A 23,330-nucleotide genomic window follows, 5' to 3' on the forward strand; every position below is an offset into this window, starting at 1 on the left:
ATATCTGATGTGTATGAAATGTTTTCTTGCGTCAACTCCTTTATCGCCCTGAGGATAGTATCAGAGCTACAAGTGCGAAGTGTCGGATGAAGTGAGAGGTGGTTCATCAAATGAGTAGTGACATCCTCAATACATGAACCGCCACAGAAGTAGATACTCATGAGAGAACGGATGATTTCGCTGTACTGATAACCGAACGATCTACACCTTAGACCGAGGGTTGAGTCGATGACAGATGATAATGTGGAGTCAAATTGCTCCATGATTGAAAATAATCCCCCAAAAGGAGTGAGTCTCTCAGATTTAATTTGTATCTTCGCCATGTCTATCGTTGGATTCTCTTGTTTTTTTTTGCAACACTAAGATAAGTGAAAATTCTGACATGGCAAAATCCTGAGCAACTTTTTGTTGCTCAGGTACTTAAAAAGTTTAATTTATAATAGTGTTGCGGAATTAAGGTCTATTAATTCCATAAAAAGTAGTATATTTGCAGGCGATTAAAAGGTGTAGCAACTACCGCTTAGGTAAAAACATTTACACGGATGACAAAGAAAGTAAAGTTTACTAAGATGCATGGTGCAGGTAACGACTATATCTACGTTAACACACTAGAGAATAATATACCTGACCCTACAGTAGCAGCCATAAAATGGAGTCGCTACCACACAGGTATCGGTAGTGATGGGTTGGTATTGATAGGTAAACCAACACAAGTAGGTGCAGATTATCGTATGCGCATCTTCAACGCAGATGGTTCAGAAGCGATGATGTGTGGGAATGCAAGTCGTTGTATTGGTAAGTATCTGTTTGAGAAAGGACTCTGCAAAAAGACAGAGATTAATCTAGAAACAGCCTCTGGTATCAAGGTTTTGCAGCTCCATTTAAATACGAACAAACAACAAGTTGATTCTGTAACAGTAGATATGCTCGAACCCAAACTTGACGTTCCTGCACAATACACAGGTGTTGCACCTGACTTATCAGAATTTCACCTCCCCTTGATCAAGGATGCAAGTGTTCATCCAACCTTCGTAAGTATGGGTAATCCACACTTCGTTATCTTCCTTGATAAGGAACAGATAAAGGATACGAATATGCTTATCAGCGATGCAGAACTCACAGAGTTTGGTCATAGTCTAGAGCATAATACAGCTTTCCCCGAACGTTGCAACATAGAATTCGCTTGCTTGATAGCTGATAATCACTTGCGTACAAGAGTATGGGAACGTGGTAGTGGAATAACAATGGCATGTGGAACAGGCTCATGCGCAACGGCAACTGCTGCTATACTAAATGGACTTGCAGATAGGTTGAAGCCTGTTGAGATAGAGATGGATGGCGGAACATTAAGCGTAGAATGGCGTGAAGACAATCACATCTATATGAGTGGTCCCGCAGCATTCGCATATGAAGGAGAAATTGATTTATAGATATATTCAACACAATGGCACATATAAATGAGAATTTCCTAAAGCTTCAGAAGAATTATCTCTTTGCAGACATTGCTAAAAAGGTAAGTGCTTTCAAAGAGTCACATCCTCAAGCAAATGTCATCAGCTTAGGCATTGGTGATGTGACACAACCACTAGCACCAGCAGTTATCGAAGCCATGCATAAGGCTGTTGATGATATGTCGACAAAAGAGACTTTCCATGGTTATGGACCAGAAGAAGGTTATCTATGGCTACGTGAAGCTATCGCTAAGAACGATTATCTTGCACGTGGGATTCAAATAGAACCAACCGAAGTCTTTGTCAATGATGGTGCTAAGAGTGATACGGGTAACATTAGTGAATTAATTCGTTGGGATAACTCCATGGCTGTTACCGATCCCATTTATCCTGTTTACATCGACTCTAATGTAATGATTGGACGTGCAGGGATATATGAGGATGGACACTGGAGTAATGTCACTTATATGCCTTGTGATGAAGCTAATCAATTCGTTCCACAAATACCAGACCATCGTGTAGATATGATTTATCTATGCTACCCGAACAATCCAACGGGTATGGTCATATCAAAGGAAGAGTTAGCAAAATGGGTTGATTATGCTATCAAGAACGACTCTATCATACTCTATGATGCGGCATACGAAGCATATATCCAAGATCCCAATATCCCCCACTCTATCTATGAGATAGAAGGTGCAAAGAAGGTTGCCATTGAATTTCATAGTTATAGCAAGACTGCAGGTTTTACAGGAGTACGTTGTGGTTACACTGTTATACCAAAGGAATTGACCGCCAAGACAGCTGATGGTCATCGTGTGGAAGTTGCTCCATTCTGGGATAGACGTCAATGCACGAAGTTCAATGGTACGAGTTATATCTCACAGAGAGCCGCAGAAGCAATCTATACAACAGAAGGAAAGAAGCAGATCAAGCAAACAATTGCTTACTACATGGAGAATGCACGTATTATGCGTGAGGGCTTGACAGAACTTGGTTTGACAGTTTATGGTGGTGAGAATGCACCTTACTTATGGGTGAAAACGCCGAATAATACTCCTTCATGGAAGTTCTTTGAGGATATGCTCTATGGTGCTCAAGTAGTTTGTACACCAGGAGTTGGATTCGGACAAGCTGGTGAGGGATTCATCCGACTTACTAGTTTTGGTAATCGTGAAGATTGCCTTGAGGCCATGACACGTATTAAGAAATGGTTGAAGGCATAAAGATATAAAGTATAGCAAATAGGTGTTATACGGAAGAGAAAACTACTGAATCCTATTTTTATAGGATATTTTTAGTTACCAGTGGGACTTCATCGTGAGATGAGGTCCCATATTTTTTAAATGTTTAAGAGCCTTTGCTTGTAATAATTCCACATCTTTCTGTATCTTTGTAAACCAATAAAGTAAAACATTAAAAACTATAAAATTATGAATGTAGGAGATAAGGCACCAGAGATTTTGGGCACTGACCAAGATGGTAAAGAGATTAAATTAAGTGATTATAAAGGGCAGAAGCTCGTACTTTACTTCTATCCAAAAGATTCGACATCAGGCTGTACAACCGAAGCATGTAACCTTCGTGACAACTATACGGAACTAAAAGCACAAGGCTATGCTGTTGTTGGAGCAAGTATACAAGACGAGAAATCGCATAAGAAGTTCATAGAGAAGAATGAGCTACCATTCCCCCTCATTGCTGATACAGACCTAAAACTTGTAGAGACTTTTGGGGTTTATGGAGAAAAGAAGATGTATGGTCGAACTTACATGGGGACCTTCCGTACTACCTTTATTATTAACGAGGAAGGTATTATAGAACGTGTCATTGGTCCGAAAGAGATTAAGACAAAAGATCATGCAGCACAAATTCTTACTAAAAAGAAGTAACGGAGAATAAACATAATAAGTTTTTCCATAAGAATAAATACATGGTAAAAACAAAAACTACTGAGGGCTTGAAGAATAAACTTCACGCCCTCGCTGTTCAATACGAAACACAAGACTTTATAAAAGGCGACCCTTCATGGTTCATGCATCAAGTAATAGGAAAGCGCAACCAAGAAACCATTGCCTTCCTAGCATCTTGTCTTAGCTATGGTTCTAGACAAGTATTCATGCCTCGTATCCAGTATTTACTTGACTGTTCTAAAGGATCTCCCTACCAATGGATAAAGTCAGGTAAGTTTAAACAAGACATCCCTGATGATGAAAATTGTTTCTATCGATTATATACGAATCACATGATGTTCAAGCTGTTCCAAGCATTACAATTAATGTATGAAGAATATGATGACATGGAAAACTATCTCTTCTCGTATGCTAAAGGAAACAATTTAGGTAATAAAATTAACGCTTTCATAGCAATAGAGGCTCTATGTTTATTCTTTAAAAACCATGAAGTCAAAGGTATTGTACCAAAGGACACAAGTTCTTGTTGCAAACGTGTTTGTATGTTCTTACGATGGATGGTTCGAAAGAACTCCCCTGTTGATCTTGGAATATGGGCAGAACTTATTGACCAATGTACATTGTTAATCCCACTTGACACACACGTAATACAGCAAGCTATGCTATTGGGGCTTCTCACAAGTAAGTCTACAACAATGGTCGCAGCACGTCGCTTAACAGAGAAACTCCTTACCTTCTTCCCCGAAGATCCATTAAAAGCCGATTTCGCATTGTTTGGCTATGGGGTAAATCAATGATATTTATACAACAAAAAACCTATAAAATAAAAATTCCAAACTCACTCTTAGTGAACTTGGAATCCTGTTTCTACTCTCAAATTTCTAAATCTTGTCTTTAAATTAGGCAGCCATGTGGTTATTAACACTTACTGCCTTTGCTACTGTTGCTGCAATTACTACAGCTGCTAATACTAATGAAACCATAATCATTTACGTTTAATAGAGACCCTTTGTCTCTGGTTCTTTAATATGTTATCCTTTATCTTTTACGAGTGCAAAGATAGCTAGTTTTCAACCGATATACAAGCATTTGTTATACTTAAAGGCTTATTGGCATAGTTTTATTATTATGCGTCAAGACGATTGACATTTATCAACTTGAGGTTTATTTGCTACTTCAAATTATTTCAATTACCTTTGTTCCTCATTATAAATAGAGGATTAGACAATGGAAAAGAACTCTGAATTAAGGCATGCCTGGGACTTTGTAGAGCACACTGGTATCAGTATATTTCTTACGGGAAAGGCTGGTACTGGTAAAACAACATTTCTCCGAACACTCAAAGAAAAGAGTTCTAAACGTAGTATCATCGTTGCTCCAACAGGTGTAGCAGCAATTAATGCGGGGGGAATGACCATCCATTCCTTCTTTCAATTACCATTATCTCCATTTGTACCAGAAGCAAACTTCAAGAATCGATTTGATTATAGCAAAGAGAAACGTAAGATAATAAGAACCCTGGACTTACTTATCATTGATGAAATAAGTATGGTGCGCTCTGATGTTCTTGATGCTATTGATTCTGTTCTACGCCGATTTAGGGAACACGAAAAGCCTTTTGGAGGTGTACAATTACTAATGATTGGGGACTTACAACAGCTAACACCTGTCGTAACACCTGAAGACGAAGTAATACTTCAGCGTTATTATGACACATCTTACTTCTTTGGTTCAAAAGCTTTACGCAGTATTAGCCATGTAACCATCGAATTAACACATGTATATAGACAGCAAGATGAGGAATTTATCACCTTACTTAATAATATAAGAGAAGGACAGGTAAGTGAGACAGATCTAAAGAAACTAAACGAAAGATTCAACCCTAATTTTGAACCAGAGGTGGGAAGTGATTATATTCGACTAACGACTCACAATAAAATGGCAGAGAGTTATAATGAAGTACAACTACACAACCTACCTTCAAAGGCTTGCACCTTCACAGCAGAAGCCGATGGTAATTTTCCAGAATACAACTATCCAGCCGACTTCAAACTTACGCTAAAACGTGGAGCACAGGTAATGTTCATTCGAAATGATAATAACGGGCGTTATTACAATGGTCGGATTGGACACGTAACACACATTGACAATGAGAAAATACTTGTACTTTGTCCTGGTGATGACAAGGAGATAGAAGTTCAGCAAGAGACATGGGAGAATACTAAATACAGCTTAAACGAAAAAACAAAGCAAATAGAAGCAGAAGTACAAGGCACTTTCAAGCAATATCCCTTACGTTTAGCATGGGCTATCACTATACACAAAAGTCAGGGATTGACGTTCGAACATGCTATCATTGATGCGCAGTCGTCCTTTGCCGCTGGTCAGGTGTATGTAGCTTTAAGCCGTTGTAAGACTTTGGAAGGGCTTATCCTTGCCTCACCAATAAGTAGTTCTGCCATTATTAATGATAATCAGGTAATGAATTATATCTCTCATCAAACGGAAGAAGCAGCAAAAAGCATAGCAGCACTACCTACTTTGAAAGCTGAGTATTACCGACAACTACTCTTAGAATTGTTCAGTTTCACCGACTTAAAAGCCTGTGAAGATGCACTCTATCGTGTTCTAACAGAATACTTTTATAAGTATCCTAAGATCATAACGCTTCATAAGATGGCAATAATTGATCTTGACGAACGGATAATGAATATTTCTTCAAAATGGAAAGGTATTATCTGTAATATGACAACAGATCAATTACACGAAGATGACTTCTTACAACGTATGAAAAAAGGAGCTCTTTATTTTCATAGTCAACTTACTGAGATTTTTAGTCATCTACTTGATATGACAAAAGGTGTACAATCTAATAATAAGATAGCCTATAAACGCTTTGATAACAACTATGCCGATTTACGTCAGACTTATGTTGTTAAGCATGAGCTATTGGAGAGAATCATGGAAAAAGGGTTCTCCATTAATGGTTATTTAACCGCTAAACAAGAGGCAATACTTAATAGTTTAGAGGAGAAAACAGGTAGAAATAGAAAAAATAAAATCGAAGAAACAACTCCTAAAGTACCTAAAATTAGTACGGGTGAAGTCACATTTAATCTCTTTAAGACTGGCAAGAGCATAGAAGAAATTGCTAAGGAGCGTAGCTTAACACCTGCTACTATACAAGGACATCTCATCCCTTATATCCAAAAAGGAGAGATAAAACTAAACGAAGTAATCGATGAGGAAAAAGCAAAGACAATACTACAAAAATTACAGCTCGCTGGTAAAGAAGCGTCTTTAAAAGCCATTAAGATCTTGTGCCCAGCCGACATCACTTATACAGATATTCTATTGATAATGAAAACAACAATGACTTAATAAAGATAAAAATATAAGGTAGTATCAGTTTAAATCCTTATCTTTGCCGCCCACAACAACACACAACACCATGATTATAAGTTATACAATAACGCTGGTTACACTAGTAATCACTCTGATATGCTTCGCTTTAGTAGCACGTAAATACCGCAAAGCTAGGAGCGGTCCATTGACCATTAAACGCAGAGTAATTATGATTAATTACCTCTTCTTAGTAGGTTATCTGTGTAGCTACTTCATACATCAACATAACGATGAAACTGAGATTCTTTGCGTTCCATCGATGTTAATTCTATACCTACTTTGGGAGAGTTACCTTGCTACCTGTACAACATTTAGCAATGGACAAATCTATAAGAATCGTTATGCTTGGCTATTTTATAATATCGTCCCAGCGACCTTAATCGTTCCGCATATCCTATTTAAAGTTATGGGGCAAGGGTTAGAAATACATAATTACACACAACTTATAGATGTATTAAATCAACCATTTCCCTTGCAGATTTATACAAGGATAATCCTTTCTATAGGGTTATTTCTTTGTAAACTCATCATGCTTGTCGAAATTATACATCAACAGTTTCGATATAAGAGGCAAATAGTTGAAGAAAGAGGCGAGCAACGAGGTGTAAAATTCAGAAGTATTATTTATGGAGCATGGGCGTTATTACTTCTTGCCATGACTATCGGTCAGATTGTACCATCAATGAGCTATCACATTATCTTAAGGGTGCTCATTATTGGATTTGTCATTTGCACAACAATCTTCTATCTCAGCTTTCATAAGAGCTTAATGGCAATAGAACACAATATTTCAGATGCAGATAATAGTATCAAAGAAAAGATAGACTCCTGGTTAGAACAGAGACCCTTTCCTTTATCGGAAGCTGACTTAACAATGGAAAAGACAGCAGAATCAATCGGTATTAGTACTTCTTCATTGTCTTATTATATTTATGAATTTGCAGGTAAAACATTCTTATCTTGGCAGAGTGAGTGTAGAATGAAATACTGTAAAGAACTACTGGAAGACGAAAGAAAGAATATATCCGAGATTGCCTATGAATGTGGGTATAGTGACCTTGCGGCCATGAGTAAAGCCTTTAAAAAACGCTTTGGGGTTGCGCCAACCATTTATAGAAGGAAGGTCATTGAGCCACCAACGACATCAACAAACACATAAGATTCAAAGACAAGGAACAATATAAAAACTCGATGAAAAGGGATAAAATCGTTGTTTGAATCGCATTTTTAAACTATTGACAATAATAAATTACACTTATAACAAACAAAAACTATTTATATAGACAGACTTGTTTGAGAAATATCTTATCTTTGCAATCGTTAATTCAAAGCTATTATTGAGTAGCAATCAAATTACGTTTAAATAGTTATTAGTAAGTTAATAGTCAAATTTAAGTACTTAGGCATTGTCCTCGTGACGAAGACTACCTAAAGAATATTTTGAGTCAAATAATTTTTTGAGTTATTTAGTTAAGTGGCTAAGTGCATGTCTGCGTGAGCAGATATGCACTTTTTTACTATTGAAGATGAACTCTTCTATATTAAACAAGCACATAACAACAGCCCTACTAAAAGAATCAAAGTAAGAGAGATCATATTCTTCTCTGTTACAACCTATTAAATTATTACATCAAGAACTTTGCACCTTATATATTCTTAAATACTTTGCAAGATATAAGGAAAATGTTTATTTTTGCAACACGAAGTTTCACTTTAAGGTAAAAGATATGGCAAATTTAAGATTTGAAGCTATTGAAGAAGCGTTCAAGAAGCGACCAGTAGAAGTCAATGCACCAGCAGAACGCCCCTCAGAGTTCTATGGGAAATTCGTGTTTAATCGTGCTAAAATGTACAAGTATCTACCTGCTGATATCTACAAGAAGCTCGTTGATGTCATGGATAATGGTAGCCGATTAGATAGATCCATTGCAGATGCAGTGGCACAAGGCATGAAAAAATGGGCAGAAGAGAATGGGGTTACCCACTACACCCACTGGTTTCAACCATTGACAGAAGGTACAGCCGAGAAACATGATGCCTTCATTGAACATGATGGGAAAGGCGGAATGATTGAAGAGTTTTCAGGTAAGCTCCTTGTTCAGCAAGAACCAGATGCGAGTTCATTCCCTAATGGAGGTATAAGAAATACCTTTGAAGCTCGAGGATACTCTGCCTGGGATCCGACAAGTCCCGTATTTATTATTGACGACACACTCTGCATCCCAACAATATTCATATCTTATACAGGAGAAGCACTCGACTATAAAGCCCCACTACTAAAGGCTTTACGTGCTGTAAATGCTGCAGCAACTAAAGTTTGCCAATACTTTTACCCCGAAGTAAAGCAAGTTACAAGTAATCTAGGGTGGGAACAGGAATATTTCCTTGTTGATGAAGACCTTTACTTCGCACGTCCTGACTTAATGCTAACAGGTAGAACACTCATGGGGCATGATTCTGCAAAGAACCAGCAGATGGATGATCACTACTTTGGAACTATCCCCGAACGTGTTCAGGCATTCATGAAAGATTTAGAGATACAGGCTCTTGAGTTGGGAATACCATGTAAAACACGCCATAACGAGGTCGCTCCAGGACAATTTGAGTTGGCTCCTATCTTCGAAGAATGTAACCTAGCAGTAGACCACAATATGCTTCTGATGTCATTAATGAAGAAGGTTGCTCACAAACATAGTTTCCGAGTTCTATTACATGAGAAGCCATTTGGTGGTATTAACGGCTCTGGGAAACATAATAACTGGAGTTTAAGTACAGACACTGGCGTACTCTTGCATGCCACAGGAAAAACTTCTATTGACAATCTCCGCTTTGTTGTCTTTATTGTAGAAACACTAATGGCAGTGTATAAACACAATGGTTTATTGAAGGCATCTGTCATGAGTGCCACCAATGATCATCGCCTTGGAGCTAATGAAGCACCTCCTGCTATAATATCATCCTTCCTTGGTAAGCAGATTAGCGACCTACTTGATCACATTGAGAAAGCAGATAAAGACGATTTGTTTGCACTCACTGGCAAAACAGGTATGCAACTTGACATACCAGAGATACCAGAGCTTTTCATTGATAATACTGATAGAAATCGTACCTCACCATTCGCATTTACTGGTAATAGATTTGAATTCCGTGCTGTGGGTTCAGAGGCTAATTGTGCATCAGCAATGATTGTTCTAAATGCTGCTGTAGCAGAAGCTCTTGACAACTTTGCTAATCGTGTAAATGCACTGATAGCACAGGGAGAGGAGAAGAACTCTGCTATTATTGATGTTATTCGTGAAGATATCAAAGCCTGCAAGCCTATTCGCTTCGATGGAAACGGCTACTCTGACGAATGGAAAGTAGAAGCTGCTAAACGTGGACTAGATTGTGAGGCAAGTTGTCCTGTATGCTTCGATCGATACCTAGATAGCAACTCCATCAAGATGTTTGAAGCCACACATGTTTTGAGTCACAATGAATTAGAAGCTCGAAATGAGGTTAAATGGGAGACATACACTAAGAAGATTCAGATAGAAGCACGCGTCATGGGAGATCTCGCAATGAACCATATTATACCTGTTGCAACGCACTATCAGAGTCAATTGGCTAAGAATGTACAGAATATGATGGACGTCTTTGGAGACGTAGAAGGTAAGCAACTTAGTGAGCGAAATATCAAGATCATCCGTGAGATAGCAGAACGTACTACGCTCATCGAAAGTGGAATTGAAGAGCTTGTAAATGCTCGCAAGGTAGCTAATAAGATTGAGAATCAACGTGAGAGAGCCATTACTTACCATAACACGATAGCACCTAAGATGGAAAAGATTAGGTATCAAATTGATAAGCTTGAGTTGGTTGTTAGTGATGAGTTATGGACACTACCTAAGTATCGAGAGCTTTTATTTATCCGATAAAATATCACGATTCCATCGATAACAAGTATCTCTTAGATACTAAAAAACACTTTTGAGGAATATGAGTGCATTGAATGAGTCACATAAGGGGCTCTTTTATGCACTCTTTTCATTCATCTACTTAAAGCATAAAGAGCGTTAACTTTATTAATAGAAAACGCCAAGTAAACAAGATTAGATTGCTTACCACACTAGAAAATAATCTATTATTATAAATTAAATAATTTATTTTCTATAACTTATTAATCTATTTTTAATTTAAAAAGATGCTTTCGCAGAATATTAGTCACCAATAATTTGATAAGAGAGAACCATCGAAAAGGGTAGAAACTAAGTTCAACTCTCTCACTCATTAACTTTATTAAATGATTTCAAAGTATAATATAAAAAATAGAGAACCTCCTTTTCAAGGATTCTCTACCCTTTTCATATAAGTAAAAGGAACTATTCACAAAGAATATAACCCCACCCTATTTTTCCTTATAAATAACATGATTTGCGCCACTAGTAAACTCTAACGACTCAGGATGCTCATCCGCAAAACTCTCGATGTGGCGAATACGCTTCTCTTCAAATATCTCATCAACAGAAATTAAGATTCCCGTCTCTTCAACCTCACCAAATCCATAGTTGATAGCTGTGCCAAATAGCTTCATTGTTGGCGATAGATTCATATATGCATTGACAAGTGGTGGAATATTGTAACCTAATTTACGAACCCCACTATTCAGTATCTTATAATCAGCCTTGAAGTTTTTACCATTAAAAAGAGCGTCTAATTCATCAATTGGAGTATCTATTTTTAATGGTTTAATCGGTATAATTAAGTCTTCCTTATCATCAAAATACTTCTTTAAAAAGTATAGAATCATATCCCGACCACGGCGTATATAAGAAGGATACATTGTCATCTTCCCAAAGAAATACTTACAATCTGGATTCAAGACTGTCAATGCTCCAAGACCATCCCAAAGGTTATCTAAAGCAAAGATACTCTTTGCATTGCGACGAACATTTTGATATTCTAAGGAAACAAAAGAACGTCCTAATTCAACAGTATATGGTGCATAATCCTTCATAAATTTATCAGAGAAATGGAACATATGACTTGTTGCCAATACTGGTTGTCCATCATTAGCTATTTCCCAGTCGCTTCCGAAGATATAACGATAGCCTCCTATAATCTCCTCAGCATCGGGATTCCAGACAATAAGCTGGCGACAACAACTATCCATTGTATCGAACTCATCAATATCCATTGACTTACCCGTACCACCACCAGCATTACGGAATGCTATCTCACGAAGACGACCGATTTCCTTCATTACATTAGGTGCATTTTTAGCTGTTATGACGTAGATTTCATTATGACTCTTATTGGTCATGCGAAGTAACCTATCTACTGTCAGCTCGCTTTTGAGCACTTCCTTACTGATGGGTTGGATGATTTCTTCTTCCATATATGTACTATTCTTTTGCTTTCTCTTTAATTCTCTCATTCAGTTTTATCCCTTAACTATCACTAGCCTCATCGAATAGAACTATAATTCATACACCTTATCTTCTACAAACTTAGCCCATTCCATCGGTGTTTTTGACTTATCAAATGTTTGCCATGGAATAGGTTTCCCAATAGCTACACGAAATGTTTTCCCAACATTTTTATACATTTCATCGACAAGGAAAAGCATTGCAATATTCACCTTTTTGACATATTTATCACTAAAATGAGCTATGCGGTAGAAGCGTTCAGAATTTCTACCTCCAAAAAAGATAGGTACTACATCACGATGATATTCGACACTCTTTGTAATAAATGTCTTCTTCCATTCAAGATCATGAATACGTCCATTTATCTTCCTACTATTCAATCCTGCAGGAAACATCAACATGTGATTATCGCTTTGAAAACCAGCTTCTACCATACGAGGGAAATCTCTACTCTGTTTACCCGTTTTATTAATCCCAATACAAACAGGCTTTAAACCTGGAAGATTTAAAAGCAAATCATTCACTAAATAACGGAACTTTCCATCATAATGTTGCCCGATAATAGCACCTAGAGCTACACCATCTTGTCCACCAAGAGGATGGTTAGAAACAAATGTATAAAGTTTTCCATCGTTCTTATCTGGTAGATTTTCTAGACCTTCAATTTGTAAGGTCATGTCAAGATATGATACACATGCTTTGAGCCATGCTGTTCCTGTCAATCCTCTATTATCCCACAGAAACTGATTGACTTCATCTTCATGAAGAATATGCTTCAACCACTTTACAACAAAAGAAGGTACAAACTTTGCCTTTGCACCCATTTTATCAACAAGTATCTTATCGATGTCTATTGTCTTCTCTATCGAACTACTCATGTTATCGGAAATCCTCGTAATAACATGCAAAAATAACGAAACCATTTGAATTAGCTATCTTTTTTGTCGAAAAATATGCAATTTAGACAAAAAAAGTATGCGTCTAACTGGTTTTAGAACACTGTATTTACCCCAAATAAAGCGTTAATTTTCACAAAAAAAAGAGCCTTTATAAAATATAGTGGAGTATGGTGGGGATATGTGGGGAAAAATATGTAACTTTGAAGCCAAATACGAGTTTTATAAGAAGTACGCATGAGGTTCTTAGGAAATATTGAAGCAAAAACAGATACGAAAGGTCGAGCTTTTCTGCCTGCTACATTCCGCAAGGTGCTAAACGCATCTGGCGAAGACTCGTTGATACTGCGCAAAGACATCTTTGAAGCGTGCCTTGTACTATACCCCCAATCAGTTTGGAATCAACGTATGGATACTTTGCGCAAGCGATTAAGCCGTTGGAATAAACGAGACCAGATGATTTATCGTCAGTTTGTTACTGATGTCGAAATTATCACGCTGGACAATAGTGGACGATTCCTCATCCCTAAGCGATATCTAAAAATGGCTAACATCAACCAACAAATACGTTTTACAGGGATGGATGATTGTATAGAGATCTGGTCAACAAGCGATTCCAAACAACCTTTTATGTCGGCAGAAGAATTTAGCAAAGCCATGGAAGAAACCATGGAAACAGAAGACTTCGACTCTAGTAGTTTATTAAATACAGACAAATAGACACCCACAACAAACGGAAAAGATGATTAAAACTGCAGAAACATATCATGTACCTGTACTCCTCAACGAAAGTATTGAGGGGCTGAACATTCATCCTAATGGGGTATATGTGGATGTGACTTTTGGGGGTGGAGGTCATAGTCGTGAAATACTCTCTCGCCTTAAAGAGGGATGTAGTCTCTATAGTTTCGATCAAGATGCAGATGCTGAGCTGAATATTAACAAGATGGGGTTAAGCAACAATCAAACAGATCGTTTCACTTTCGTTCGTTCGAACTTTAGATATCTAAAGAACTGGATGCGCTATTACAACATAGACCATATAGATGGTTTATTAGCCGACTTAGGCGTCAGTAGTCATCATTTTGACGATGAGACTCGTGGCTTTTCTTTCCGTTTCGATGCACCCCTTGATATGAGAATGAATAAGCGTTCTGGACGCACGGCGGCCGATATTCTTAACGAAGAAGATGAAGAGAAACTGGCTAACATATTATATCTCTATGGTGAAATAAAACAGTCCCGTCGTATCGCATCAGCTATCGTCAAGGCAAGAGCACAGCTGGTATTCAAAAGTACAAATGAATTGCTAACCATCGTCGAACCATTTTTCTCTCATTCAAGAGAGAAGAAAGACATGGCGAAGATGTTTCAAGCACTACGCATCGAGGTCAATCATGAAATGGATGCTTTACGTGAAATGCTACACGCTGCAACTGACTTGCTTTCACCTGGGGGACGTCTTTCAGTAATCACCTATCATTCTTTAGAAGACCGAATGGTTAAGAATATCATGAAGTCGGGGAATATTGAAGGAAAGGTAAAGCAAGATTTCTATGGGAAGAGAGAGACTCCTTTCAAACTAATAAACAACAAGGTTATCACAGCAAGTAACGCAGAACAAGAGCAGAATCCACGTAGTAGAAGTGCCAAACTAAGAATAGCAGAAAAGAAAGCAAATGATTGACAAGAACGACATAAAGAATCTAGATGTAACCGCTGAAAGCTTTCGTGGTAGAGACAATACGGATAATGACAAATCTGAATCGGTCATTAATCCACTTGCCAAAGGTGATATCTATGAGAGAGAAGAGTCATCTTCAATAGCTTTAGAGATTACAGATAGTAATAAAGGGACAAACATTTCCCACCTTAAAGGTGATATATTAATAGAGAAGAGAGTTAAGGACATCCCTGCTCAAGATGAAGAAGAGCGAAAGAAAGAAGCAAAACGACAGATAAAGGAAGAAGAGAAAAGACATCAAGAAGAGGAACGAAAAAAAGAGGAAGAAGCTGAGGTTAAGATCCTCAAAGCAGCAATCGCAGAACAAGCGCGCGAGGATGAACAGCCTCAATCATCCAACTTTACCTTGAGAAAGATACTTGGTGGCGATATTCTCTCAGCCCGTCTGTTACGCAATAACATTTGGTTAATCCTCGTCATTGTTGGCTTCACCATTATATACATATCTAATAGATACAGCGTTCAGAAGTATCTGATAGAGATTGATAAGCTTAACACAGAGCTAGAAGATGCAAAATATAGAGCATTATCAAGTAGTAGTCAACTCACAGAAAAGTCTCGAGAAAGTCATATTCTAGAGTTGCTAAAGAATAGAAAAGACAGCGTTCTGAAAATGTCAGATCGCCCACCTTATATAATAAATGTCCCAGAGAAGTAAATAAAATGAGCAAGTTCAATAATAAAAAAATCATCCCACGTTACAGCGCCATCGCTATTGTGATGTCGCTGATTGCACTTGCTGTACTTGGGAAAACCATCTACACGATGACTGCTAGTAGGTCTTATTGGATGGAAGTTGCTTCTACGCAAAAGAAAGATAGTGTAAGGGTAAAACCTACAAGAGGTAACATTCTTAGTTGTGATGGGCAACTCATGGCTAGTTCTCTACCAGAGTTCAAAGTGTATTTAGACTTCAATGCTCTTAAAGAAGCAGGCAATGATACGGCATTTATCGATAGTATAAATTACATCAGCAAAGGTCTTAACAACATCTTTCCAGAGCGCTCTGCTGCAGACTTCAAAAAGCAACTCTTAGAAGGATATCATAAGATGAGTAAGCACTGGCCAATATGGGATGAGCGCATAGACTACAATACATTCAAAGAAATACAGACCTTACCTATATTACATCTATCTAAGTTTAAGAGTGGATTTCATTGGGAAGAATTCAATGCTCGTCGGCGTCCCTTTGGTTCATTGGCACAGCGTACAGTTGGTGATATGTTCGGTGCAAAAGATACGGCACGATGCGGACTTGAGTTATCATATGACTCTATATTGCGTGGAACAGATGGTATCATTCATCGTCGCAAAGTTCGTAATAAATACTTAAACATCACAGATACACCTCCTGTCGATGGTGCAGACATCATAACCACCATTGATGTTGGTATGCAAGACTTAGCAGAAAGAGCCTTAATAGACGAACTCAAAGATCCTAATGTGAATGGTAATGTGGGCGTGGCTATTGTTATGGAAGTTGCTACAGGAGATGTAAAAGCCATCGTCAATATGGATAAATGCAGCGATGGACAGTATCGTGAAGTAAAGAATCATGCTGTTAGCGACTTGCTTGAGCCGGGTTCTGTTTTCAAGACAGCCTCTATTATGGCAATCCTAGACGATGGTTTGGTCGACACTACCTATACAGTTCAAACAGGTTCAGGAGTATGGCCAATGTATGGTAGAGATATGAAAGATCATAACTGGACACGTGGTGGCTATGGTACGTTAACACTGCCATGGACATTGAAATATAGCTCAAATATAGGTGTTAGTCGTATCATTGACTTACATTACCACAAGAATCCCGAGAAGTTTGTTCAGGGTATTTACGACCTCGGACTCGCTACTAATTTTCACATACCAATTGTGGGGTCATCACCTGCTAAGATACGTATGCCTCATAAGAATCACCATGGGCAATATGACAACTGGAGTGCAACAGCACTGCCTTGGATGAGTATTGGATATGAAACACAGATTCCTCCAATCTCAACCCTAGCATTCTACAATGCCATTGCTAATGGTGGTAAAATGATGAGACCACGCTTTGTAAAGCAAATCGTAAAGAATGGTCAAGTAATTTATGACAATCCGCCACAAGTAGTAAAAGAACATATTGCCAAAGAAAGTACCATCAAGGATATTACAAGAATCCTAACAGAAGTAGTATCAGAAGGTCTTGGCAAGAGAGCAGGATCAGACAAATTCCTCGTTGCTGGTAAGACTGGAACAGCCCAGATGTCCAAAGGTGCAGTTGGTTATAAGGCTGGTGCAGTAAACTATCTACTTAGTTTTGCAGGCTTCTTCCCTGCAGACAAACCTCGTTATAGTTGTATCGTTTGTATTCAAAAGAGCGGATTACCAGCTTCAGGTGGTGGTATGAGTGGCGTCGTTTTCCACCATATAGCAGAAGGTATAATGGCACAGAGTCTGAAATTGAATGTTACCGATGCACGTGACAAATCATCGATACTTATCCCATCAGCAAAGATAGGAAATCTATTAGCAACAGACTATGTTTTAAATGCACTTGGCTTTAATGTAACAAACGGATGGAATGGTGCATATCCCTTCGGAAACCCAGTTTGGGGAACAACCACAGAGAATGGTAAGACTCTTACCTTCCATAAGGAAGACATAAATCAGGGGAATCTAGTACCGAATGTACGTGGCATGGGAGCCCGCGATGCAGTCTATCTAATGGAAAAGAGAGGTATTAAAGTACGCATTACAGGTAGAGGTCGTGTTATAGAACAGAGCTTGGCACCTGGCGACAAAATAAAAAATGGTATGCAATGTTCACTTAGATTGGGTTAACATACTAGTGAACAATAAACAAAGATATAATAGAACAAAGATATGAAATTAAGCGAATTACTCAAGAACATCACCCCTACTACCATCAAAGGGAGTACCGAGGTTGAAATTACTGGTGTAAACATTGATAGCCGAAAGATTGCTAATGGTCATCTATTCATTGCTATGAAAGGAACACAAGTAGATGGTCATCAGTTTATAGGAAAGGCTATAGAACTAGGTGCGGTGGCTGTATTATTGGAAGACATGCCAGACACTCTGAATGAGAATGTTACCTACGTACAGGTTGAATCAACTGAGAAAACTGCTGGCGAAGTTGCAACATTGTTCTATGGAGACCCATCACATAAACTAAAGTTAGTTGGTGTCACAGGAACAAATGGCAAGACTACGATTGCCACCTTATTATATAATATGTTCCGTGAATTCGGTTATAAAGTTGGGTTATTATCTACCGTATGCAACTATATCGATGATAAGGCAATACCAGCCGATCACACAACTCCAGATCCAATAGAACTCAATCGACTCTTAGCAGATATGGTTGCAGCTGGATGTGAATATGCATTCATGGAATGTTCTAGCCATGCGATTCATCAGCACCGTATCGGTGGATTAGACTTCACTGGAGCTATATTTACAAATCTTACACGTGATCACCTAGATTATCACAAAACCTTCGAAAACTATCGAAATGCGAAGAAGATGTTCTTTGATGGTCTTTCAAAGCATGCCTTTGCCATAACAAATGCTGACGACAAGAATGGGATGATCATGGTGCAGAACACGAAAGCTACCATCAAGACATACTCAACCAAACGCATGGCAGACTTCCGTGCAAAAATTCTTGAGTGTCATTTCGAAGGTATGTACCTAGAGATTGATGGAAAAGAGGTAGGCGTTCAATTTATTGGTAAATTCAATGTTAGCAACTTATTGGCTGTATATGGTGCAGCAAAGATGCTGGGCAAGAAAACAGATGAGATACTCCTCGCACTTAGCACATTGAAGAGTGTGAATGGTCGTCTTGAGCCTATTCAATCCCCAGAAGGCTTCACAGCCATTGTTGACTATGCACACACCCCTGATGCACTAGAGAATGTTTTGGCTGCTATCCATGATGTTTTGGATAATAAGGGTGGACATATCATAACCGTATGTGGTGCTGGCGGTCATCGTGACAAGGGTAAACGTCCATTGATGGCACAAGAGGCTGTTAAGCAAAGCGACACTGTTATCCTTACTAGTGATAATCCACGTGATGAAGATCCACAGGCTATCATCAATGACATGATGGCAGGACTTGATGCTACACAACGTAAGAAAGTACTCAACATTGTTGATCGTAAAGAGGCAATACGTACTGCTTCAATGATGGCAAAGAAGGGAGACGTTATCTTAGTAGCAGGTAAAGGACACGAAACATACCAAGAAATCAATGGTGTTAAACATCACTTTGATGACCACGAAGTCATTCGTGAGATTTTTGGTATTAAATAAGAATAATAAAGACAAGTAATATGCTATATTATATCTTCCGCTGGTTAGATCAGTTCGGTATAAGTGGCTCCCATCTGTGGGGGTACATTAGTTTCCGTGGCATATTGGCTATGATATTAGCATTGCTTATATCAGCATGGTTCGGAGAACGATTTATCAAGTATCTTAAAAGTAAACAAATAACAGAGACTCAACGTGATGCTAGCATAGACCCATTCGGTGTTAAGAAGATTGGAGTACCTTCCATGGGAGGTATAATCATTATTATTGCTCTGCTAGTACCTGTAATCTTGCTTGGTCGATTGCGTAACATCTACCTGATATTGATGATTATTACAACTATATGGTTGGGTTTTCTCGGTGGAATGGACGACTTCATCAAGATCTTCAAGCACAATAAAGAGGGTTTAAAAGGTAAGTATAAGATTATAGGACAGGTCAGTATCGGACTCATTGTAGGTGTTGTTCTTTGGGCTTCACCTGATGTTAAAGCGAACATGAATCTAGAAGTGGCTAATCAGAATGGTCAGGAAATAGTTGTTAAACATGAAGCTAAGGCAGAGAAAACGTTAAAGACGACAATACCATTCGTAAAGTCACATAATTTAGACTACTCCAAACTAGTTGAATTCTTAGGAGACTATAAAACAGCTGGTGGTTGGATTCTATTCGTAATCATGACCATTCTCGTTGTAACAGCCGTCTCTAATGGAGCAAACCTTAATGACGGAATGGATGGTATGTGTGCTGGAAACTCCGCTATAATCGGTGTTGTTCTCGGAATTTTAGCCTATGTCAGTAGCCACATACAATATGCAGCCTACTTGAATATTATGTATATTCCAGGAACGGAGGAGCTAGTAGTGTTCTTCATGGCATTTATTGGAGCACTGATAGGTTTCCTTTGGTATAATGCTTACCCTGCCCAAGTTTTCATGGGAGATACTGGTAGCTTAACCATCGGTGGTATCATTGCTGTAGGAGCTATCATCATACATAAGGAATTGATGCTTCCAATCCTCTGTGGAATATTCTTCGTTGAGAGTTTGAGTGTCATCGTACAAGTTTGGTATTACAAATTAGGTAAGCGTAAAGGCGTTAAGCAGCGTATATTCAAGCGTACTCCTATTCATGATAACTTCCGTACTCAGGATTCACAATTAGACCCCGACTGCAAGTATCTGATAAAAGTACCACATGGAGCAGTACACGAAAGCAAGATAACTTTGCGTTTCATCATCGTAACGATTATACTTGCGGCATTAACAATTATCACTCTTAAAATCAGATAAATACGCTTTCTCGATACTATCAAGCTCTTTACACAAAAGAAGGAAACGCCTATTAGCCATCTAACTAGGCGTTTATTCCTACGAAGAAGGACGCTTCCTTGTATTGAAGAAAGGCTTATCTTAATAGGACGATGTAAATACTAAGACATCATCCAAGTAGATATTAGGAAAGAAAAGAAAGGAAATAGATATGAAAAGAATCGTAATACTTGGTGCAGGAGAGAGCGGTGCTGGTGCAGCTGTACTAGCAAAGAAAGAGGGCTTTGATGTCTTCGTCTCAGACATGTCATCTATTAAAGACAAGTATAAGAAGCTCCTGGATGAGCATCATATAGAGTGGGAAGAGGGACACCACACAGAGGAGAAGATCCTTAATGCAGACGAAATCATCAAGAGTCCAGGTATTCCTAAAGAGGCTCCAATGATTCAGAAACTCATGGCACAGAATATACACATCATCAGTGAGATTGAGTTTGCTGGTAGATATACCAACTCGAAGATGATATGTATCACTGGCAGTAATGGGAAAACAACTACAACAAGCCTCATCTATCACATCTTTAAGAATGCTGGATACGATGTTGGATTAGCTGGGAACATAGGTAATAGCCTGGCATTGCAGGTAGCAGAGGATCCACATGCATATTACATCATAGAGTTAAGTAGTTTTCAACTTGACAATATGTACGATTTCCGCGCAAATATCGCTATCCTCTTAAATATCACTCCAGACCATTTGGATCGCTACGAGTACAAGTTTGAGAATTACGCTGATGCCAAGATGCGTATCATTCAGAACCAAACTAAGGACGATAGTTTCATCTATTGGAATGATGATCCCGTGATTAAGAACGAGCTAAAGAAGTTCGATGTACATGCCGTATGCTATCCTTTTTCAGAGCTAAAGGAGAATGGTAGCATTGGTTATATTGAAGAAGGACAATACAAGATAGAACAACCTGAACCTTTCAACATGGAACAGGAAGACTTGTCATTAACAGGTCGTCACAATATATATAACTCTCTTGCTGCTGGTATAGCATCAAACATCAGCGGTATAAAAAAGGAGTGTATCCGCAAGAGCCTAAGCGACTTCCCAGGTGTGGAACATCGTTTAGAGAAGGTTTGCAAGGTGGCTGGAGTTCAATATATCAACGACTCAAAGGCTACAAATGTAGACGCTTGTTGGTATGCATTAGAGAGTATGCGAACCCCAACAATCCTCATTCTTGGAGGCAAAGATAAAGGGAATGATTATAATGCCATCAAAGATTTAGTGAAAAAGAAATGTTCTGGACTTGTTTATCTAGGTGCTGATAACAAAAAACTCCACGACAATTTTGATAGCTTAGGAATCCCTGTTCGCGACACACACTCTATGAAAGATTGTGTTGCAGCATGTGCAGATATGGCAAAACCAGGTGACACTGTCTTGTTAAGCCCATGCTGTGCTAGCTTTGACCTCTTTAAAAATATGGAGGATAGAGGAGACCAGTTTAAAGCATTAGTTAGAGCTTTATAAGATACTGATGCTCGATAACGGAAAGAAAGGAAATGAACAATAAATCTCTCAGTAACCTTTTTAAAGGTGATAAGGTCATATGGATGGTATTCTTCTTCCTATGTATTATTAGTATCATTGAGGTCTATTCGGCTTCAAGTTCACTATCATACAAAGGAGGAAATTATTGGAGTCCTATTATCTACCATTGCAGTATTCTCGCTGTTGGAATAGGCTTAATGGTGGTAGTATTAAATATCAAATGCAAGTACTTCAAACTGATTACCCCCATTCTTCTTGGTGTAGCATTAATAACACTATTGTGGGTTCTTGTTGCAGGACAAACTACCAACGGAGCAAATAGATGGATAAGTTTTGCAGGTATACAATTTCAACCTTCTGAGATTGCAAAGGGCGCACTTGTGCTAGCAGTTGCACAGATACTTAGTGCCATGCAGACCGACCATGGAGCCGATAGAAAGGCGTTCCGAGATATCTTGCTATTATCTGGTGGATTCATTTTCTTAATTCTACTTGAGAACCTTTCTACAGCTATGCTCATCTCCTTAACCATTGTTCTTATGATGATAGTTGGGCGAGTACCATTCAATCAGATTGGAAGGTTAATTGGAGCAGTTGCACTGGTTATCGTATTCACACTTATAATGGTCATGGTTGTTGGTGATGATAAAAAGGTAGAAAATGACTTATCAACAAAGCAAAACCTCACCGAACAAACCATACAAGAGCAACAACAGGAAGATTCTCCAAGTTCTTTGGGAAAGATCTTACATCGTGCTGACACATGGAAAGCACGTATTAAGAAGTTCTTTAATAATGAATATGTGGCACCAAAGGACTATGATTTAGATAAAGATGCACAAGTGGCACACGCTAATATTGCCATCGCCACATCGAATGTCGTGGGTAAAGGACCAGGGAACTCAACAGAACGTGACTTCCTTTCACAGGCTTTCTCAGACTTTATCTATGCCATCATCATTGAAGAAATGGGCATAGAAGGAGCGGCTATTGTAGCATTCCTTTACATCATCCTGCTCTTCCGAACAGGTATCATAGCTAATCGATGTGAAAATTCCTTCCCTGCTTTTCTTGCAATGGGTATTGCATTTTTACTGGTAACACAAGCCCTATTCAATATGCTAGTGGCTGTTGGACTAGCCCCAGTGACAGGTCAACCATTACCACTTATAAGTAAGGGAGGAACATCAACAATCATTAATTGTGTCTATATAGGTGTCATCTTGAGTATCAGCCGATCGGCTAAAAAGAAAAAAGCCGGCAATCCTTCTACGGAGGAGGCACAGGAAGTTATTACACAAGCAACAGATTCTTAAAAAAGACTTAAAGTTCGAAGAAGACGAAAAAATTGATTA

General features: G+C 38.5%; 17 protein-coding genes and 1 pseudogene. 15 read left to right on the forward strand and 3 right to left on the reverse strand.

Annotated elements, in window-relative coordinates; all coding sequences use genetic code 11:
• Positions 1–323: pseudogene (locus HMPREF9969_RS12520) on the reverse strand (IS1380 family transposase); the annotation flags it as partial.
• A 219-nt stretch (positions 324–542) separates the two neighbouring features.
• Here HMPREF9969_RS12520 and dapF point away from each other — a divergent pair.
• The 7 genes from dapF to HMPREF9969_RS04900 all read left to right on the forward strand — a co-directional run bounded on the left by dapF (position 543) and on the right by HMPREF9969_RS04900 (position 10,686).
• On the forward strand, positions 543–1,430 hold the full coding sequence (dapF, locus tag HMPREF9969_RS04870) for a diaminopimelate epimerase (protein WP_009434761.1): 888 nt from the start codon (positions 543–545) through the stop codon (positions 1,428–1,430).
• A 14-nt stretch (positions 1,431–1,444) separates the two neighbouring features.
• Positions 1,445–2,677, forward strand: a complete 1,233-nt coding sequence (locus HMPREF9969_RS04875) for an LL-diaminopimelate aminotransferase (protein WP_009434730.1) — start codon at positions 1,445–1,447, stop codon at positions 2,675–2,677.
• 207 nt (positions 2,678–2,884) lie between these two features.
• The gene (gene bcp, locus HMPREF9969_RS04880) at positions 2,885–3,343 is read left to right on the forward strand and encodes a thioredoxin-dependent thiol peroxidase (RefSeq protein WP_009434778.1); all 459 of its coding nucleotides are present in this window, start codon (positions 2,885–2,887) and stop codon (positions 3,341–3,343) included.
• A gap of 41 nt (positions 3,344–3,384) precedes the next feature.
• Entirely contained in the window at positions 3,385–4,161 is a 777-nt protein-coding gene (locus HMPREF9969_RS04885; RefSeq protein ID WP_009434768.1) for a TIGR02757 family protein, read from the forward strand.
• Between the two features lie 430 nt (positions 4,162–4,591).
• Complete coding sequence (locus HMPREF9969_RS04890) at positions 4,592–6,745, forward strand: helix-turn-helix domain-containing protein (protein ID WP_009434727.1); 2,154 nt, start codon at positions 4,592–4,594, stop codon at positions 6,743–6,745.
• A gap of 193 nt (positions 6,746–6,938) precedes the next feature.
• Entirely contained in the window at positions 6,939–7,928 is a 990-nt protein-coding gene (locus tag HMPREF9969_RS04895) for a helix-turn-helix domain-containing protein (protein ID WP_232212650.1), read from the forward strand.
• A 568-nt stretch (positions 7,929–8,496) separates the two neighbouring features.
• Positions 8,497–10,686, forward strand: coding sequence for a glutamine synthetase III (locus tag HMPREF9969_RS04900; protein ID WP_009434770.1), 2,190 nt, complete (start codon positions 8,497–8,499; stop codon positions 10,684–10,686).
• 470 nt (positions 10,687–11,156) lie between these two features.
• Here the strand turns inward: HMPREF9969_RS04900 and HMPREF9969_RS04905 are convergent, their stop codons facing one another.
• Both HMPREF9969_RS04905 and HMPREF9969_RS04910 read right to left on the reverse strand, forming a co-directional pair.
• Positions 11,157–12,146, reverse strand: a complete 990-nt coding sequence (locus tag HMPREF9969_RS04905; protein WP_036895096.1) for a GNAT family N-acetyltransferase — start codon at positions 12,144–12,146, stop codon at positions 11,157–11,159.
• An 81-nt stretch (positions 12,147–12,227) separates the two neighbouring features.
• Positions 12,228–13,055 carry a glycerol acyltransferase gene (locus HMPREF9969_RS04910; RefSeq protein ID WP_009434725.1) on the reverse strand — a complete coding sequence of 276 codons (828 nt, stop codon included), beginning with the start codon at positions 13,053–13,055 and terminating at the stop codon, positions 12,228–12,230.
• Between the two features lie 255 nt (positions 13,056–13,310).
• On the opposite strand from HMPREF9969_RS04910, the gene mraZ reads away from it, so the two are divergent.
• From mraZ to HMPREF9969_RS04950, 8 genes are all read left to right on the forward strand, one after another.
• Entirely contained in the window at positions 13,311–13,793 is a 483-nt protein-coding gene (mraZ, locus tag HMPREF9969_RS04915) for a division/cell wall cluster transcriptional repressor MraZ (protein WP_009434759.1), read from the forward strand.
• A 22-nt stretch (positions 13,794–13,815) separates the two neighbouring features.
• Positions 13,816–14,760, forward strand: a complete 945-nt coding sequence (rsmH, locus tag HMPREF9969_RS04920; protein WP_009434736.1) for a 16S rRNA (cytosine(1402)-N(4))-methyltransferase RsmH — start codon at positions 13,816–13,818, stop codon at positions 14,758–14,760.
• Positions 14,753–15,475: an FtsL-like putative cell division protein gene (locus tag HMPREF9969_RS04925; RefSeq protein WP_009434782.1), complete on the forward strand. Its 723-nt coding sequence runs from the start codon at positions 14,753–14,755 to the stop codon at positions 15,473–15,475. Before rsmH ends, HMPREF9969_RS04925 begins: the two co-directional genes overlap by 8 nt.
• Before the next feature lie 5 nt (positions 15,476–15,480).
• Positions 15,481–17,640: a penicillin-binding protein gene (locus tag HMPREF9969_RS04930; RefSeq protein ID WP_009434743.1), complete on the forward strand. Its 2,160-nt coding sequence runs from the start codon at positions 15,481–15,483 to the stop codon at positions 17,638–17,640.
• Between the two features lie 42 nt (positions 17,641–17,682).
• Positions 17,683–19,140, forward strand: a complete 1,458-nt coding sequence (locus tag HMPREF9969_RS04935) for a UDP-N-acetylmuramoyl-L-alanyl-D-glutamate--2,6-diaminopimelate ligase (RefSeq protein ID WP_009434754.1) — start codon at positions 17,683–17,685, stop codon at positions 19,138–19,140.
• 20 nt (positions 19,141–19,160) lie between these two features.
• A complete protein-coding gene (locus tag HMPREF9969_RS04940; protein WP_009434729.1) occupies positions 19,161–20,432 on the forward strand; it encodes a phospho-N-acetylmuramoyl-pentapeptide-transferase in 1,272 nt (423 codons plus the stop codon).
• Between the two features lie 190 nt (positions 20,433–20,622).
• Positions 20,623–21,954, forward strand: a complete 1,332-nt coding sequence (murD, locus tag HMPREF9969_RS04945; protein WP_009434747.1) for a UDP-N-acetylmuramoyl-L-alanine--D-glutamate ligase — start codon at positions 20,623–20,625, stop codon at positions 21,952–21,954.
• A 32-nt stretch (positions 21,955–21,986) separates the two neighbouring features.
• On the forward strand, positions 21,987–23,291 hold the full coding sequence (locus HMPREF9969_RS04950; protein ID WP_009434745.1) for an FtsW/RodA/SpoVE family cell cycle protein: 1,305 nt from the start codon (positions 21,987–21,989) through the stop codon (positions 23,289–23,291).
• Positions 23,292–23,330 lie beyond the last annotated feature (39 nt).

The sequence above is a fragment of the Prevotella sp. oral taxon 306 str. F0472 genome (genome assembly GCF_000257925.1).
Classification (GTDB): domain Bacteria; phylum Bacteroidota; class Bacteroidia; order Bacteroidales; family Bacteroidaceae; genus Prevotella; species Prevotella vespertina.

Coding starts and splice junctions, on each gene's coding strand:
- dapF (WP_009434761.1), top strand. CDS start 543: ATGACAAAGAAAGTAAAGTTTACTAAGATGCATGGTGCAGGTAACGAC.
- HMPREF9969_RS04875 (WP_009434730.1), top strand. CDS start 1,445: ATGGCACATATAAATGAGAATTTCCTAAAGCTTCAGAAGAATTATCTC.
- bcp (WP_009434778.1), top strand. CDS start 2,885: ATGAATGTAGGAGATAAGGCACCAGAGATTTTGGGCACTGACCAAGAT.
- HMPREF9969_RS04885 (WP_009434768.1), top strand. CDS start 3,385: ATGGTAAAAACAAAAACTACTGAGGGCTTGAAGAATAAACTTCACGCC.
- HMPREF9969_RS04890 (WP_009434727.1), top strand. CDS start 4,592: ATGGAAAAGAACTCTGAATTAAGGCATGCCTGGGACTTTGTAGAGCAC.
- HMPREF9969_RS04895 (WP_232212650.1), top strand. CDS start 6,939: ATGATTAATTACCTCTTCTTAGTAGGTTATCTGTGTAGCTACTTCATA.
- HMPREF9969_RS04900 (WP_009434770.1), top strand. CDS start 8,497: ATGGCAAATTTAAGATTTGAAGCTATTGAAGAAGCGTTCAAGAAGCGA.
- HMPREF9969_RS04905 (WP_036895096.1), bottom strand. CDS start 12,146: ATGGAAGAAGAAATCATCCAACCCATCAGTAAGGAAGTGCTCAAAAGC.
- HMPREF9969_RS04910 (WP_009434725.1), bottom strand. CDS start 13,055: ATGAGTAGTTCGATAGAGAAGACAATAGACATCGATAAGATACTTGTT.
- mraZ (WP_009434759.1), top strand. CDS start 13,311: ATGAGGTTCTTAGGAAATATTGAAGCAAAAACAGATACGAAAGGTCGA.
- rsmH (WP_009434736.1), top strand. CDS start 13,816: ATGATTAAAACTGCAGAAACATATCATGTACCTGTACTCCTCAACGAA.
- HMPREF9969_RS04925 (WP_009434782.1), top strand. CDS start 14,753: ATGATTGACAAGAACGACATAAAGAATCTAGATGTAACCGCTGAAAGC.
- HMPREF9969_RS04930 (WP_009434743.1), top strand. CDS start 15,481: ATGAGCAAGTTCAATAATAAAAAAATCATCCCACGTTACAGCGCCATC.
- HMPREF9969_RS04935 (WP_009434754.1), top strand. CDS start 17,683: ATGAAATTAAGCGAATTACTCAAGAACATCACCCCTACTACCATCAAA.
- HMPREF9969_RS04940 (WP_009434729.1), top strand. CDS start 19,161: ATGCTATATTATATCTTCCGCTGGTTAGATCAGTTCGGTATAAGTGGC.
- murD (WP_009434747.1), top strand. CDS start 20,623: ATGAAAAGAATCGTAATACTTGGTGCAGGAGAGAGCGGTGCTGGTGCA.
- HMPREF9969_RS04950 (WP_009434745.1), top strand. CDS start 21,987: ATGAACAATAAATCTCTCAGTAACCTTTTTAAAGGTGATAAGGTCATA.